Below are 15,776 nucleotides of genomic sequence, written 5' to 3'. Positions count from 1 at the left end.
ATTCGCTCTATCCTCTCTATCGTCTCGCTTTAATTTCCAGGTCTATTTTTCAGCTTGAACAGACCGATCAACTCGCCGACGCTAAGCTGAACCTCGGGATTAAACTGCTCGCTGCGCAAGTATTGGACTGTCTGCCGGAACAGATGGGCCGCTTCCGGTCTCTTGGAATCGTAACCTTCGCTGAGCCGGAAGGATGAAACGAACAGCTTCCCTTTGCCGATACGGACTTCGAAGGCATAAGCCAGCTTCTTGGCCCGATTGAAGTTGTCCACGACCTCGACGATCGGGCGCACCTTCGGCAGCGCGTCCAGTCCGATCGCAGGGATGCCGTCGACCAGATGGAACCACTGCCAATTGGACTTTCCGTCATGGGGGAACCGGGACATGAGCGGATGATCATGAATCACCATGCCCATCGTCGTGCCGCCTTGCACCGGGAACCACAAGTAGTTCCAGAAGATCGGCAAAAACTTCGTCTCCACCTCGTCGTGCAGCCTTCCCGGCTTCGCCATCAGCCAGGCGCTGCCTCCATCGAGCACATATTGCAGAACGTAACGCGACAATTGATCCGTAATAGCCAGATCGATATCCTTCTCTTCCCGGTAACTCAGCCAGTCAACGCCGATATCGTGTTTGAATACCGAGCCCGGCAGGGCGGGCTTCAACGCTTGTATGTTCGTCCATATGCGGCCCGGCTCCGCCAGCAAGCGAGGGCGCGGATACACCCAAAACTCCCAGCTGTTGAATACCTGCTGATCTCCCCACGTAAGCGTTGTCCGCAGCTCCAGCGCAAGCGCGCAATCCGAATGGACGGAGAGCGGCAGCTTGCCGATCAGCCCCAGGCTTCCCGGCTCCGCCTGCAGACCCGTGATCGTCCCGCTTCCGTGCGATTTGCCGCCGGACGTCAATTCCCAATGCAGGACGCCTTCGCGAATCGGCTCCGAGCCGTAGTGCGAGCATTCCAGCAGGACGTCCAGCGTCTCGCCTGCATGGAACGTGCGACCCGGCGCTCGCATCACGAGAACGGTCGCATCGTTGAAGGAGCGGAACTGCTCCGGTTCGATCAACCCTTTCGAGTCCCAGAACACGTCCAAAATTCCGGTTGTCGCATGACCTTGTCCGGGGAAGTCGCGGATGTCGAGCAATTGGATGCCGCTAAGGCTCGGCGTACGGCGAATCCTCTCCATCGTTTCCTTCAAGGAACGAACAAGCAGCGTTCCGCTCGCATCGCCGAATTCCGAAATCCGATCGACCATTTGCTTCGATTCCAGCGTTTCCATCGTCGTCCGCAGCCAGTTCGGCCGCAAAACGCCGGTATATTTGCTCTCCTCGGAGGGCCGGACATACATCGTGAATTGCCCGTGCTCATGCGCGATCACCGGAACATCCGACAGCCCCGCCACCGCTTCGTAATCCTCATAAGAGTCGGGAGAAGCAGCGTAATCAATGCTGTGCGGGGTATGCCAGTTCAGCGTAGGGATATAATAATCGCCTTCCCTGTCCAGCGCAGGCAAATCGCCAAAGCCCGTATTATCGGAATATAATCGGGACGCATCCAGCTCTCTGGCCGCGTTAACCATCTCGTTCAAGCCGGGATGACCCTGTCCGTCCACCAGCTCGTTGCCGAGCGACAGCATCACGAAGGACGGATGCTCGTTTAACGTGCGGATGATTCGCGCAAGCTCCCGCTGAAAAAACTCGTGAACGCCTTCCGGCTGCTTGCCTTCGCGCGGATTGTACCAGTTGGACCAATGAGGCAATTCCGCCTGCACCAGCATCCCTTCCGAGTCGGCCGCCCGCCAGAAGGGAGCAGGCGCCGTCCAGCCATGAAGGCGAACGTGGTTGAACCCGTACGACTTCGCGATTTGGAATTGGCGGCGGTAGTGCTCCTCGCTCCATACGGGGTAGCCGGTTTGCGGGAAGATGCAGCAGTCGACGTAACCGCGCATGTAGACCGGACTCCCGTTCAGAAGGATTCGTTTGCCCTTGGTCTCGATCGTTCGCAATCCGAAACGGTGCCGCCGTTCATCCACAGTCGTCCCTTCCCGCTGCAGCCGAATGATCGCGTCATATAAGTACGGATTTCTGTCGGACCAGCTTACAGCCTCCGCTCCCAAATCCAAACTCACCGCCGCCGACCCGTCGGCTTCGGCTTCGCTTGCCCTCTGAATCGGAACCGCTTTCAAAGAAACCAAATTTCCTTCGGCATCCCGAATCTCCACCGTCGCCGCATAGCTCGAAGCCGCTTCGCTTTCCGGCGCAGTCAGCGTGAAGGCCATGTCGACAGCGACGGTTTTGTCACGGGCGTCCGGCAAGAGGTATACGCTTTCAATGCGACTTAAAGGCAATACTTCAATGCGCGCTCCTCCGGTGATGCCTCCCCACATCGTGGCAGTATGGTAGGAATGAATATGGCTCTCCGCCAGCGGCAATATCATTCGGTTGTCAAGCCGGACCGTTATCATTTGCTTCTGGCCCGGCTTGATGTTCGGGGTCAGGTCAAAAGAATGCTCGCTTACCAGACTGTCATGCTCGCCAACCGGTTGACCGTCCAGCCACACCTGCGACTTCCAGCGTACGCCCAATAAGATCAACCGATAGCTTTGGCCTGACAAATGCTCCGGCACCATAATTTCCTTCGAATACCAGCCGACTCCTACATACTCCCGCAGCTTTTTCCATGTGCCTATCGGATCATGCTTCGAAGGTTCGCCGAAGCCTTGCTCCTCCCAAGAGCCCGGCACCTCGATGTGCGAGTCCAATTGCGCGGGCGACACGGCATCGCCGGCCAATCGCTCCTCCGCATCCAGCGTGAAGCTCCATTTTCCGTTTAACGATAATTCAGACCGAACTTCCGAGGTCTTTATAGTTTCCATGCTGTCCAAATCCTCCTTGGATGTAGCTGGCGCTAGTTGACTTTCAAATCAGGCATTTTCGCTTGCACTTCCCCCAATATCTTCGGAAGCACATCCTCCAGCGTCGCTTCGGGATCGGCGTTCAGAACGTTCAGCGCCACTTTGGCGGAAGCCGTAAGCAGCGAGTCATATTCGGAAATAGTAGGCAGCTTCAAATTCGGAACCGCTCTCTCCATCCAGAACCTTCCGACATCCTGACCGCCAAAGTACGGATCGACGGCAGATACGAACCCGGCGTCCTCATACACCGATTTGAGCGGAATAATGTAGTTGAACGTTTTGCTGATCTCGGCGCCTTCCTTGGTCAGCAGCAGCCATTCGATAAATGCCCAAGCCAATTGTTTGTTTTTGCTGTCCTTGTTGATGCCGAACGCCGTCCCGCCCCAGGAGAACGGTCCACCGGGCGGCATCATCAGTCCCCATCTGCCGGAGCCTGCCGGATCGTTGGGTTTGATGTTGGATTGCGGGCTCCAGTTGGCAGCCGCGTAAAAGATATGATGGCCGCGCGCGATACTGGCATTCCATTGCGGGGACCAAAGCTGCAGTCTATCCACGATCCCGGCGTCCCTCATTCGAATGATCGACATGAGCGCATCCTTCACCCGCCCGGTTACGTCGAGCTCGCCGTTTTGCAGTAATGCGCTGTGATTTTGACCTACGAACAGATTGTACAATTCGCCCGTGCTGGCAAACATGAACACTTTGCCGCCGCTCTTCTGCCGTACTTCCTTCCCTTTCTCGATTATGGCGTCCCAGGTTGGAAACATCGCTTCCAGCTCCTCTGGATCGTCCGTACCGAAATATTCCTTGGCAAGGTCTCGCCGGTAAGCAAGCGCAGCGGGAGACACAGACTGCTCAATCGTCACGATTTCACCGTTCGGCTTGCTGTTCAGAGCCGGCAAATAGCCGAAAATCAGATTGCGGTCAAAATGGTAGGGAGCCGCTTCAAGGTTTTCCCATATGTCCAGCTGAAAGGCTCTGCCCCGCCAGTCCATTTCTCCGACAAGAAGATCGGGAAGCTCGCCGCCGGAGACGAGCGTCGTCTGCAATTTCTGCAAGTAATCCCTTGCCGCCACATTCGTCACTTCCAGCTTGATATGCGGATACTTTTTTTGGAATGCCGCGAACGTTGTTTCGTAGTAGTTGTGATCCCATCCCCATAATGTAATCGTGCCGCTGTAATCTTCCGGCTTCTTCCCTTCGCTTGCCCCGCTCTCGTGTACGCCATTATTGGCGATTGCGGACGGCGGCTGTTCCAATTGGTTCTCCGCCCGTTCTGCCTCATCATTGCCGCGGCAAGCCGCAAGTACGGCCGCCAGCATCGACAACGCAACGAGAATGGAGCAAGCGGCTCTAGACCTCAACATCATCATGAAGCGTCCTCCCGTGATCAAATCAGAGTGAGCCGCACCTATAAATCTATCAGTGCGAATCCGTTTTCAAAATACGACAATCCGGCTATTCTGTATAAAATTCGGAGTCGTGCAGAGGAATGACAATCGCAATGGTTGTCCCCCTCCCCGCTCCGCTTTCGATCCGGATTTCGGACGAGAGACCGTAATAAGCGCGAATACGGTCCCGCACATTGGCAAGGCCGATCGGCCTCATGCCCGATTCAAGCTCCCCAATCGCATCTCCATTCTCGAATTTCTCAATCAACGCAGCGTCCATCCCTATGCCGTTATCCGACACCCGGATGAAAAGCTGCCGCTCGGAGCGGTTGAACGAAATCGTAATCGTCCCTTGTTCGCATACCGGAATAAGGCCGTGGAAAATCGCATTTTCGACCAAAGGCTGAAGAAGCGTGCGCGGAATTCGTTCCCGCAGCGTATCCTCGTCAACCTGCCAATCGGTCACGAATCTGTCGGGATACCGGTATTTTTGAATAAGCAAATAATCGCGAACATTCGCGATTTCCTCTTCCACCGTCGCGAAATAGTCGTCCTTCGCAGTCGATATCGTATCTTGAAGCAGCCGAATGAACGACTCCATCATCTTGACGATGTCATAGTTGCCCTGCCTTTGCGCCAAATAAATAACGGTGTTCAGCGTGTTGTAAATAAAATGGGGGTTGATTTGGGAGAGCAGCAATTCGATCTGCAGCTTCTGCTTGATCTTCTCGTCTTGAATCGACTGCTCAATATAATTTTGGAGCTCCTGCAGCATTCGGTTAAAGCCGTTGCCAAGCAGCTCGATCTCATCGCCGCTGCGAATCGATACTTTCGAATCCAATTTCCCCATCGCCACCTGCTTCATCGCCTGTGTCAGACTTAGGATGGGTCTCGTAATATTGACGATAACCGGCGTTAACGTCAGTAGAATGAAGAGAATGCTGACGATTGTAGAAATTACGAAAAAGTAGGAAATATCGTCGATTTTTTGGAAAACAATTTGCTTCGACTTGAACGTCACCAGCTTCCATTGATCCAGCATCGCCTGATTGACGTTCGCGATCTGTCCGCGCGTCTCCTCGGAGTAAGCGGGCATGGAGCCGCTTCTTGCCAGCAGGCTGTCAAGCGATACGTCCACGTTTCGTTTCTCTTCGGCATGCAAAACCGAATTGCCGGCGTTCAGCAAATAAATCGCGTCGTATTCGGACGTATTCATCGATACGGCCTTTAACAGATTGTCCAGATTGATATGAACGATCAGATGATGCAGCCTGCTGTCCGGATTGAGCGCAGGATTGTATTTGATCATATAGCTGACGGCGTCCATTTCCCTGAGATTCGACTGCCATACATGCTTGTCCGAAAATCCGTCAAATACGTTCCGATTCAATAACTCCTGGTGCCAGTCTTCCTGCAGGCTGTCGGAATAATAACTGTTGTATATCGGGTTCGAGGAAATAACTTTGCCGTCATTGCCGACGAGGACAACGCTGTCGATATAATCTTTCAGCAGCAAATAGCTTTTCAGCTTCGTCGACAGCCACTCCTCGCTGCTTAACCGTTCATATACGTTATCCGAATACAACACATTCAGGCGCATTTGAATGTCGCTGTCCACCAGAATATACTGGGCAAACTGCCGGATATCGTTCTGGAAGTACTGGATTTGCGCCGAGGTCTGCTTGATCTTGATCGCTTCGTCGCTCATCACCTGCGTCTTGATAATATCGCGGAAATATTCGATCGAAACAGCCCCGACCGCCAGCAACGAAATCGTAATGATCGCGGCCGCGCTAAAAATAATTTTTGTTTTGATCCTTCGTCTCATTTGCCTTGACCCGATCTTTCTGCATATTCTTGCGGCGTGAGGCCTGTCCATTTTTTGAACACTTGACTGAAATATTGACCCGTCCGGTATCCGACCCTCTCTGAGATTTCATAGGTTTTGTATGTGCCGGTCTTAAGCATTTCTTTCGCCTTGTCGATCCGGACCCCCGTCAAGTAATCCGTCACGGTTCGTCCGACCTCGGCTTTGAACAAATGCCGCAAATAATCGCCGCTGACCGACAACGATTCCCCGATCAACTCCACCGTCAATTCATCCATATAATGCTCGTGAATGTAGCTCATCGCTTGCTGGACTTTTCTGGAATACGGCGAACTTGCTTTCGAGAAGCTTTGAATGCAGTCGATTTCGTCCAAAAACCATAGTTCGATTCCATTGACGGAATACCAGGAATTCGGTTCTATTTCCTTCCGGATAAACAAATCTTCGTAAGAGGGCATCCCGTTCATCCTTCTCAGCTGTTCCAGAACGCGAATAAACGTCCTGCAAATGAGCTTGAGCCCTTCGGGATGAAATCGTTCCGGCCGAAGCTCCACGAACGCGGCACGTATGCACTCGGTGAGCTTGCCGGTGAGCTGATCCTCATTGTGCCCCTCAAGGAGAGTACCGATTTCTTTGGCTCTAGCCCGCCACTGCTCAATCAGATGGAAAGCAGGCACAATAAAATCATGCGCATATTGAATGGCCTGTTTACCGAACAACATCAAATAAGCGGATTTCTCCGCCAGCTCGCGGCATCGTTTCGACAGGACATCCATTTGGACGAACGATGAAGAAATCATAATCGAAATGGAGTACCCCCTTGCTCCCGCTTCGTTCTGCAGGAAAGAGGCGAGCGAATACGTCTCCGAATGGAACTGCTTCTCGCTCGTACAAGTTGCTGCGGACAGGAACGCAATCTGCTTATCCTTGCCCGTTGCTATGCACTCCATCCAAGTCAGACTCCGCCATTCGGCATTGCCGCAAATCTCCTCCCATTCGGCAGGCTGCGGCAGCCTTGCGGCAGGCCAGTCGTAATCGAGAACGGGGAACGGAGTATCGGATTGCATGTAGAGGAGCAGGAACCGGTTTCCCGATGCCTTTGCGTTTCGCTCCAGCTTCTTCAACGATTCGCCTGGCTGCTCGTCGCCCGCCATTACTTCCTTCAAATGCTGACGAAAGACGAACCGCTCCTGCTGTTCCCCTTTTCCAAGATTGCTTCTCAGCTTGATCAGCAGCTCCGTCAGATTGGCTTTGTTCGTCTCATGCTTGAGCCAATAGCCGACAACTCCGATCTCCAGCGCCGTTTTGGCGTACTCGAAATCTCTATAGGAGGTGCACAACACAATCTTGACGCCCTCGTAACGGGAAAGAATGCGGCGGCTAAGTTCAAGCCCGTTCAATACCGGCATGCGGATGTCCATAAAAATGAGCTTAGGCTGAACGGTCTCCATCTGCTCCAGCGCAGCGTTTGCCGTAAGCGCTTGTGCTGCTATTTCAAACCCCAGTTCATTCCAGTCAATCAGGTTCGTTAAATGGTCGATGGCCAATATTTCATCATCAACGATCATGACTCGGATCGGTTTCATCTGCTTCTCCCCTTAGCATTATGTCAATGTGTCTCCCGATTCTCGCTTCGGCTTTCGCCATTTTATCGTATTAGAGCGGGAGATTCATGTAAAGGCTTACTCGGGCTTTTGGCCATCCCAAAAAACAGGACGCAGCTTAACAACGTTCTGTTAGCTGCGTCCCGCTCCAAACCGCATATGCACTACAATCTATCACAAAACCTTTACCGCATTCTCTTTAATCTGATTTACGGTCTCTACAAGACGTTTCTGCTTCGATCCGTCGAACAGCTTGATAAAACTTTGAGGCTTATCAAATGGAGGCTTGGTTAGCTCAGCTACATTCTCGATATAGCCGTTCTGCACAATATAATCGATAACTTTTTTAACAAATACGATTTGCATCTGACTTAGCGATTCATCGTTGATGAACGCGGAGAATGCTGCGGTCGCAGCTTCATATTCAAGCTTCGCCACTTTACGCACCAGCAAGCCGAACGGCGTATCCTGAAATTCCCGTTTGTAATCCTCTGCCGTCCCAAGCTCCCCTGTAAAGATGTGCTCCAAGCTCTCATAGTCGAGAGCCGTAAGCGGAATGTTATTACGAAGCTTATGAATCGCAAGCGCATCCTACGTTATTGTTGCCTTGCTTGATTGCAAGAGACAATGCAGTTTCTCCACCTTCAATTCTAGCGTTTACATCGGCTCCATGTTCGATCAATAAGCGTATAATTTCTATATTATCATCATGGAATGCAGCAGTGTGCAAACTAGTATGACCATTGCTGTCGAAAATATTCGTCTGCGCATTATGTGTCAAAAGCAGTCTAATGACATCCACATTACGCTCCCCCGCAATTGCTGCATGCAATGCTGTATTCGAGGGAATATAAGCAAGCTTGGAGTGAGATACCGCATCAACATCTGCACCATGACTTAGCAATATCTGCACTGTATCTTTGTTTCCAAAATGTGACGCATACCCCAAAGGCATAAGCCCATCACCATTTTCCGTATTTGCAAGGTGCGGGTGAGATTCTAAAATGTCTTTTATCCGTGAAGCCTCGCCAGACTGAGCCGCTTGAAATACATCATCAATAATTTGTGTTAACTCCATTCGTTTAGCCTCCATTTCGACTGTTTTATGCTATGTAAATACGGTTGTACTTAAATTATAACTACAGTTTGAAACTTGCTTCTTGAAAATCACTTTTTTTGACGGAACTGCGAAGGGGTCATCGAAAAACGTTTGGAGAATAAACCACTAAACGAACTAGGACTTTGAAATCCAACTTCTAAACAAATATCTTTTTTGCTACAATTTATAAGTGGCAATGTCGACGTCTTATACAATATTGCGTTTGGATTTTGGATTTTGGATGTTGTTGTCGTCTGTTCAATAGAGTCCATTAAAACTGGAGGTACCATGATAAAAATTGAAACATTCTTACTTTTGTCTCAGCAGACACTAAACAGATTTTATACAGAACAGTCAAATATAAAAAAACTAAGTGAATGTTTTACAAGTATTGAGGATGATATAGAGTCATTATCTACGGTGTATTCAAGTGATCTTCATAAAGATAGTAATGACTTTAATATGGCTATTATTATTAATATGAAAGATGAAACCTTGCTAGGCTATGAAAATTGGGGGTATGACCTCTGGAGAAGTTACCTTACATGTTTATCGAATTATGTTCAAAGTAACTTTGATTATGGTCATACAATGTATGGAATTGACCCCTATGATATTTCCTTTAAAAATGTAGGTGATCATAATATTGAGTTTACTTTAAGATTTGATGGAGTAAAAGACAACATGATCGTTAAGAGATTCGTTTTAGAAGAAAAGAACTTTATTATTTCTCTAATTAATGCTGCAGAATACTATTACATGCTGATGCAAGATCACAACTTTTCAACCCCTCAAAAGTTAATAGATCTATTGAATCAAATGAAAGGAAATATAAATACAAAGTTTAATACATAGTCTCCTTATCTATTAATAGGAGAGGAATGCTACTGAAGAAAAATAATTTTGTTCAGTGAGCTTAATAAGTTTATCTAGGTCTTTGAATTTATCCATGGGTTTCACCTTGCCATTTATATGATGTCACGCGGGATTTCCCCCGGAATCTTTGTTCATTTGGGCTGATTTCCGATCGTCTCTTTAGCTTGACGTGCGGTCAGAAGATTGAAATCCGCCAATGACGAATAACGAAACCCTTCTGGCGACTTCTTCTTTGGTCATATCCGTATTTCCAACTGCCCACTGTAATGCGCCTTCATGGATAGCTTGCGCAAATATAGGCACAAAAATATTCTTCTCGTCTTTTGTATAGCTATGTTCGAGACTTTGTGACAAAAAAGCTTTTAATTCATTCAATATTTTATCCTTCATCTGCGGAACAACTAAGCCTACATAGCTGCTGCGACATTGAATGTTCGGTTGTCGGTAAAAATCGCATAACGCAAGCACGAGCTGGAATATACGGTCTTGATCAAATTTCACTTCGCCTTCGGTTCGATTTTCGATTGCAGCCGATGCAGAGTCCCCCAAAATATAATCCAATAATTCGTACTTGTCATTAAAGTGCGCGTAGAAAGTGGCACGATTCACTTTGGCCCCTTTCGTTAAATCAGCAATCGTAATTTTTTCAAAATCCTTTTCATTCACTAAATTAACAAAGGCGTTAATCAACGCTATCTGCTGCCTGCCATTCTTTCGGTCAATGAAGTAGTTCCCGATATGGTGAAAAATGGTTCTGGTGCGATCCTTTTTACAACAGGGTTATCTGCTATGTTTCCCATTCCGTTTATCGGGAATGTCGGAATTTCTCTCAATCGGGACCATGATACAACCCGGAACAGTCGGAGATCCGGATGTCATCGCTGAAGTTTGGTATAACCTGTATGAAACAAAGGACCGCTTTGAAGAAATATTCCCAAGTGGATTTGATCCGACCAAAATTTCGATTTAATTTCCTCTTGAACAAAGAATAATCCATGTGTTATGTTTGTTGGAAATATTTTTTTGGAGCTGAGCCTATGGGCACTACGAATACTGACCCCATATTGTTAGAAATACCTGAACGTTTCGAAAGCGAACGCTTATTGATACGTGCGCCATTGTGGGGAGATGGAGCGGCTATTAACGAGGCCGTTAGAGAAAGTATTGAAGAATTACGACCGTGGATGCCATGGGCGCAAACCATTCCGACTATTGAAGAATCCGAAGCAGGAATACGGCATTCTAGATTACAATTCATAGAACGTAATGACCTGAGACTCCTTTTGGTGCATAAAGAAACAGGTCAGTTAGTCGGTAGCAGCGGACTTCATCGAATAGATTGGCAGGCACGTAAGTTTGAAATTGGATATTGGGTGCGTACCGCTTTTGAAAAACAAGGATACGTGACCGAAGCAGTAAACGGAATTACGAACTTTGCCATACAAGAGCTGCAAGCGAATCGTATCGAGATTCGATGTGATTCACGCAATTCACGAAGCGCAAAGGTAGCGGAACGCGCGGGATTCACATTAGAAGGTATTCTTCGCAACGATAAGTGCGATGTGGATGGTTCACTGAGGAATACCATGATATTTTCTAAGGTTCGCGGTGTTGAATATTAAGGCGAAACGCACTGCGCCGTCCTCTGGCGGCGCGGTGCGTTTCGTTGTTTTTTTACTCCCTTCCAATCAATGGCTCAGTTGTTGCGCCAAGCGATAAAGCGCGCAAGCATGGCGGACACTTCGGCCCGGGACGCAGCGCCGGCAGGCGCCAGAAGGTTCCCCGGCTTGCCGTTCAGAATTCCCGTCTCCACGGCCCAGCCCATCGCTTCCCTTGCCCAAGCGGAAATCTCTCCGCTGTCCGCAAAGCTCTTGCTGTTGCCGTTGCCGTTCGCAGCGGCTTGACCGGCGTACCGGTGCAGAAGAGTGATCAGCTGCTCCCGGGTAATGGCAGCCTCCGGAGCGCTGCCGTCGCTGATCCCCGCATCCGCAGCCCAATCCTGCGACTTGCTGTACCAAGAGGCGCCGCCTTCGGTCTCGGCGCCGTCCAGCCGGGCCAACACGGTGAAGAGCATCGCGCGGCTCATGGATGCATCGGGGGCAAACACGCCTTGCTCCGTTCCTAGGAACAGTTCGCGGCTGGCGGCAAAGGCTATCGCCTCGGCGGCCCAATAGTCGTCTGGCACATCATTGAAGCTGACCTCATTGTCTATCAGCCTCACCGTCATATCGCCCTTGGCGAAGAAGCTCAATCCGTCTTCCGTCAGAACCGAATCTCCTATGATTGTTCTGGAGCCGTCTTCCAGGGCCGTATAGGCTACAGTCGAGGCGGTGGCCTTCTTAACCGGAATCGTAATCCGCGCTTGCGCTACGCCTTCGGGCAGATGGACGTCGGCCGTTACTTCCCCAAGCGCTGTCGTGACGGTCTCTACCTTGACCCCCAACGCATCGGTGACGACAGAGCGGCTGCTTCCGTCGGGCTTGGTCACGACCTCGCGCTTGCTTCCATCCTGTCCGGTGACGAGTTCCGTTACGACGCCATCGCGTTCTTTCGTCACGACTTTACGGTCGCCGTTCGGCCAGGTGGTAGTCTCGGTCACCGTTCCGGTCGTCTGGTCGGTGACGATAGTGGTCGTACTGCCGTCTTCATTCTTGATTGTCGTAGCAGGCACGGTTGGGTCGGACGAACCGCCAGAGCCGCCGCCCGTACCGCCGCCGGGCTGATTGTAGGCTGCCAGGGTCAACTCCACATGGGGACTTGCTTGATGGGTATCCGTCTCCTTATATCGAACCCAATACGTCCCGGGCGACAGATTCGCGATGGTATCCCCCTCTACACTGGACCATGTGCTCCCGTTGTCGGAGGACCATTCCATGGAGGCGTTCACGCCGGTGATGCGTCCATCATTGGCTCCTGCCGCTGTTTCGTCGGTTTTCCCAACGCCTTCAGGCGCAGCCTTCTCTCCTCCGATCACCATGACTTTGAAATCGTCGTAATCGATCGAGGCATTGGCGTAACCATCGATGCCGAACCGCTGACCGGTCAGCTTATTGCCGCCTGTATGGCGGAAGGTGAAGTCGGCGGCCACCGGAACAGGATCGTCGTTTAGATAGACGGTATACGTCTTGGCGTCCCAGTTGGCCTCCATTCTGAATTTGTACCATGTATGGTATTGGAAGTCCTGGACTTTGACCTTGTTGGAAGGTCCATTCTGCACGACAATTTTTCCCATATCGAATGCGGTGACCATGGAAAAATTATTCGCGCCGCTGTCGTTTCTCACCATGGCGCCATTGGCGTATTGGAAGCTGCTGTTTAATCGGGCGCGATATTCGATGATAATGCGCTTATCTCCCGTTGCCGTTACCTCGCCAAGAAAGGGCAGAAACAGGTTTGCTTTGCCCGCCGTTGCGGTTGTCGTCAGCCGAAGGAATTTATTCCCGTCTTCTTCCTGCACGGCAGCGGCAGCGCCGTTGGTCAAATTCTCGACCGTAATCCCGAAAGGATACTTGCCCGTCTCATCGCCGGAGAAATCCCGGTAGGCGTTATAGAACACGCCATCCTGTGTACTGATCAGCGAACCTAACAGATCCGCTTCCGCCCCGGCAAGGGAACTCCGTTCCTGGTTAAACTGCTCTTCCGTCAGACTGCCGTCCGCGGATCGTTCCTCCGCATGGTTCAGCTGAGCCAGCAGGGCATCATATGCAGCTTGGCTATAATTGCCCAAGCCTTCGCCTAGAGGGTATGAGAAGCTGTCTATTCGGTACCGAACCTGCTTCACAAGATCGTCAAGCCCCCATCCAGGGACGACTTCTACGGCAACGACAGCAGAAATTTCCTCATCGTTCAGCGTCAATACGACAGGCACCTGAACCGTGTCAAGCGAGTTGAAGTGAATGCCCTCAAGCTTCCAACTGACTTCGGCATTGCCTTCCTCCCCATTGTAGACGACGTCAACAACGCCGGGCAGCCTCGGTGTCACTCCTGAAGGGGTCTTCACTTGAGAAACAACCTGAGGAACTTGAGACGGATCGGGAGTAACCGTCAGGTTGAACTCCGCTTCCTTGCCGCCGTATGTGGATGTAATCACCGTATCCCCCGGCGCTGTGTCATATACCTGACCGGTGACCGTAACCTTAGCCGCGGCGGGGTTGCTGCTAACGTACGCGGCGCTGGCCGTCACATCCTGTTCCTCATAGGTGTTATAACGTGCCGTTACCTGCAGCTGCCCTGTCGATCCGCTGGTCAGGACGTTGTTCAATCCGCTGATGGCAACGGACTGCACGGACTTAGGCTCAGGTGAAACGGTTACCGCGGCCGTGGCCGATTGCCCGTTATAGGTCGCGGTGATCGTGGCGCTGCCCGCCGCGAGCCCTTTAATCGCCATCCCTTCGATGGCAGCGACTTCCGGTTTGGAGGACTGGAAGGAAACTCCGTTGTCTACCGGAGACGATGCAGTGCCTGTAAGCGTATACACGGGCAAGCTGCGGCTTTCCCCGAGCCCCAGCGTGTACCCCGGGGAATCGAACAGAAGCTCCGATGCAACCTCAAGCTTGAATACATCCATACTGTCAATGACGGCCATATTGGCACCCACCGAGAAGCGGATCTTGTTGTCGCCTTCCTTCAAATACACCTTCGCCGTGGAGGCCCCCCATCGATCCCAGCCGGAGTAGACGATGCTTAATCTCGCACCGGGACCGCCGTTGACCGACATCATATGGGAGGCATCCGTCCCGCTCGAAGAGCCGTTGGCATTGCGCACGGACAGCATATAGAATCCCGCTTCTGGCACGTTGACCGTAAACTGGACGGAATCATTGGCATTCTTCATATTGGCGATCTTCATCCCGCCGGAAGCGGTACGATCTCGCCATACACTGGGGCCGATTTCGCCGCTGGGATCTTTCACCAGCAAGGCTGTCTCCGCCTCATAGCGCTGCCGTGCCGGCTCCCCGGAAGGCAAAGCAATCGGCGTGTTCGGATCGGCGGGCTCTCCCAGGTTCGGCGTTCCGTCCGCGTTCCAGGTGAATTGCTGCGCGCGGACATTGCGGGTCCATCCCGATCCCGACCAGCGGGCGGAATGGTAGATCATCCAGTCCTCGCTTCCGTCGGGGGAGGTCGTAAGACTGTGGTGGCCCGGACCGTATACGCCGTTCGCGCTGGAGAAGATCGGCTCATCCCGCTTCACCCAGGAATCGGGGTCCGTCAAATCGTCGCCAATGTTGGCGGTAATCAATCCAAGGCAGTAACTGTCTGTCCAGCTTCCGTTCGCGGAATAGACCAGGTTGATCGTATTGCCCCGTATATTGACCTGGGGACCCTCATTAATCCTCGCCGGAGACGTTTCCCAATCATGCTCGGGCGTCGAGATCAATACCCTCTCCGAGCTAATGGTCCGCGGATCGCTCATCTCCGCAATATATAAGTTTTGGAAGCTGCCGTCCGTCTCCTCCCAACCGGACCAGATGAAGTATGGCTTGTCATTTACGGTCAGCACCGTGCCGTCGATCGCCCAGCGATCCGTGGAATCGGTTATTTTCCCTTTGAACGCCCACGTACCGGTCATCGGATCCGCGCTGGCGTTCTCCAGCACGTACATGCGGTGGTTCGCGTTGGTCCCGTTGTCAGCCGCGAAGTAAATATACCATTTGTGCGTACCGTCGGTATCTTCGAGATAATGCATCTCCGGGGCCCACACATTGGAGCTGTACATGGTATCCTTGACCGGCGTCCAGGCCAGGCTCCTCTCGCCCGAATCAATGCCGGTGATGGTCTTCGCTCTGCGGATCATAATGCCGCTGGCGTTGACATAGACGTTGTAATAATAGCCGTCCGTGTGCTTGTAAACCCAAGGGTCGGCTCCTACCTGCATGATAACATTATAGAAATTGGACACCTCCGCTCCCCCCGTTGTCGACGCCGACCTCGAAGCTGCCGCATCCGGCGTGGATTCCGCAGCCGCAGCTGCTCCATTCCATAGCGGCAGCATCAGCAGCACTGCGAGACAAAGCAGCAGATGTCTGAACCTTTTTTTGACCATTTGCAATCCTCCCGGGAATC

The 15,776-nt window shown here is 51.6% G+C and carries 11 protein-coding genes; 2 read left to right on the top strand and 9 right to left on the bottom strand.

Going from position 1 to position 15,776, the window contains the following annotated elements; genetic code table 11:
• Positions 1-29 precede the first annotated feature (29 nt).
• The 7 genes from IDH41_RS10345 to IDH41_RS31265 all read right to left on the bottom strand — a co-directional run bounded on the left by IDH41_RS10345 (position 30) and on the right by IDH41_RS31265 (position 9,109).
• On the bottom strand, positions 30-2,876 hold the full coding sequence (locus IDH41_RS10345) for a glycoside hydrolase family 2 protein (protein ID WP_190860724.1): 2,847 nt from the start codon (positions 2,874-2,876) through the stop codon (positions 30-32).
• A 32-nt stretch (positions 2,877-2,908) separates the two neighbouring features.
• The gene (locus IDH41_RS10340) at positions 2,909-4,288 is read right to left on the bottom strand and encodes an ABC transporter substrate-binding protein (protein ID WP_190860722.1); all 1,380 of its coding nucleotides are present in this window, start codon (positions 4,286-4,288) and stop codon (positions 2,909-2,911) included.
• A gap of 85 nt (positions 4,289-4,373) precedes the next feature.
• The gene (locus IDH41_RS10335; protein ID WP_190860720.1) at positions 4,374-6,134 is read right to left on the bottom strand and encodes a sensor histidine kinase; all 1,761 of its coding nucleotides are present in this window, start codon (positions 6,132-6,134) and stop codon (positions 4,374-4,376) included.
• Positions 6,131-7,720, bottom strand: coding sequence for a response regulator transcription factor (locus IDH41_RS10330; protein ID WP_190860718.1), 1,590 nt, complete (start codon positions 7,718-7,720; stop codon positions 6,131-6,133). The genes IDH41_RS10335 and IDH41_RS10330 overlap by 4 nt, the downstream gene beginning before the upstream one ends.
• A gap of 192 nt (positions 7,721-7,912) precedes the next feature.
• Positions 7,913-8,266, bottom strand: a complete 354-nt coding sequence (locus IDH41_RS10325; RefSeq protein ID WP_263364568.1) for a type I restriction-modification enzyme R subunit C-terminal domain-containing protein — start codon at positions 8,264-8,266, stop codon at positions 7,913-7,915.
• A 43-nt stretch (positions 8,267-8,309) separates the two neighbouring features.
• Positions 8,310-8,816, bottom strand: coding sequence for an ankyrin repeat domain-containing protein (locus IDH41_RS10320; protein WP_190860716.1), 507 nt, complete (start codon positions 8,814-8,816; stop codon positions 8,310-8,312).
• An 89-nt stretch (positions 8,817-8,905) separates the two neighbouring features.
• Positions 8,906-9,109, bottom strand: coding sequence for a helix-turn-helix domain-containing protein (locus tag IDH41_RS31265; protein ID WP_223829636.1), 204 nt, complete (start codon positions 9,107-9,109; stop codon positions 8,906-8,908).
• A 16-nt stretch (positions 9,110-9,125) separates the two neighbouring features.
• On the opposite strand from IDH41_RS31265, the gene IDH41_RS10310 reads away from it, so the two are divergent.
• Positions 9,126-9,692, top strand: a complete 567-nt coding sequence (locus IDH41_RS10310; RefSeq protein WP_190860714.1) for a hypothetical protein — start codon at positions 9,126-9,128, stop codon at positions 9,690-9,692.
• A 180-nt stretch (positions 9,693-9,872) separates the two neighbouring features.
• On the opposite strand, the gene IDH41_RS10305 is transcribed toward IDH41_RS10310, so the two are convergent.
• On the bottom strand, positions 9,873-10,403 hold the full coding sequence (locus IDH41_RS10305; protein WP_223829617.1) for a TetR/AcrR family transcriptional regulator: 531 nt from the start codon (positions 10,401-10,403) through the stop codon (positions 9,873-9,875).
• Between the two features lie 347 nt (positions 10,404-10,750).
• Between IDH41_RS10305 and IDH41_RS10300 the strand changes: the two genes are divergently transcribed.
• A complete protein-coding gene (locus IDH41_RS10300) occupies positions 10,751-11,335 on the top strand; it encodes a GNAT family N-acetyltransferase (protein ID WP_190860713.1) in 585 nt (194 codons plus the stop codon).
• A 74-nt stretch (positions 11,336-11,409) separates the two neighbouring features.
• On the opposite strand, the gene IDH41_RS10295 is transcribed toward IDH41_RS10300, so the two are convergent.
• Entirely contained in the window at positions 11,410-15,756 is a 4,347-nt protein-coding gene (locus tag IDH41_RS10295) for a family 43 glycosylhydrolase (protein ID WP_190860711.1), read from the bottom strand.
• Positions 15,757-15,776 lie beyond the last annotated feature (20 nt).

It is taken from the genome of Paenibacillus arenilitoris (genome assembly GCF_014705655.1).
Classification (GTDB): Bacteria; Bacillota; Bacilli; order Paenibacillales; family Paenibacillaceae; genus Pristimantibacillus; species Pristimantibacillus arenilitoris.
This window is presented reverse-complemented; position numbering and strand designations above follow the sequence as displayed.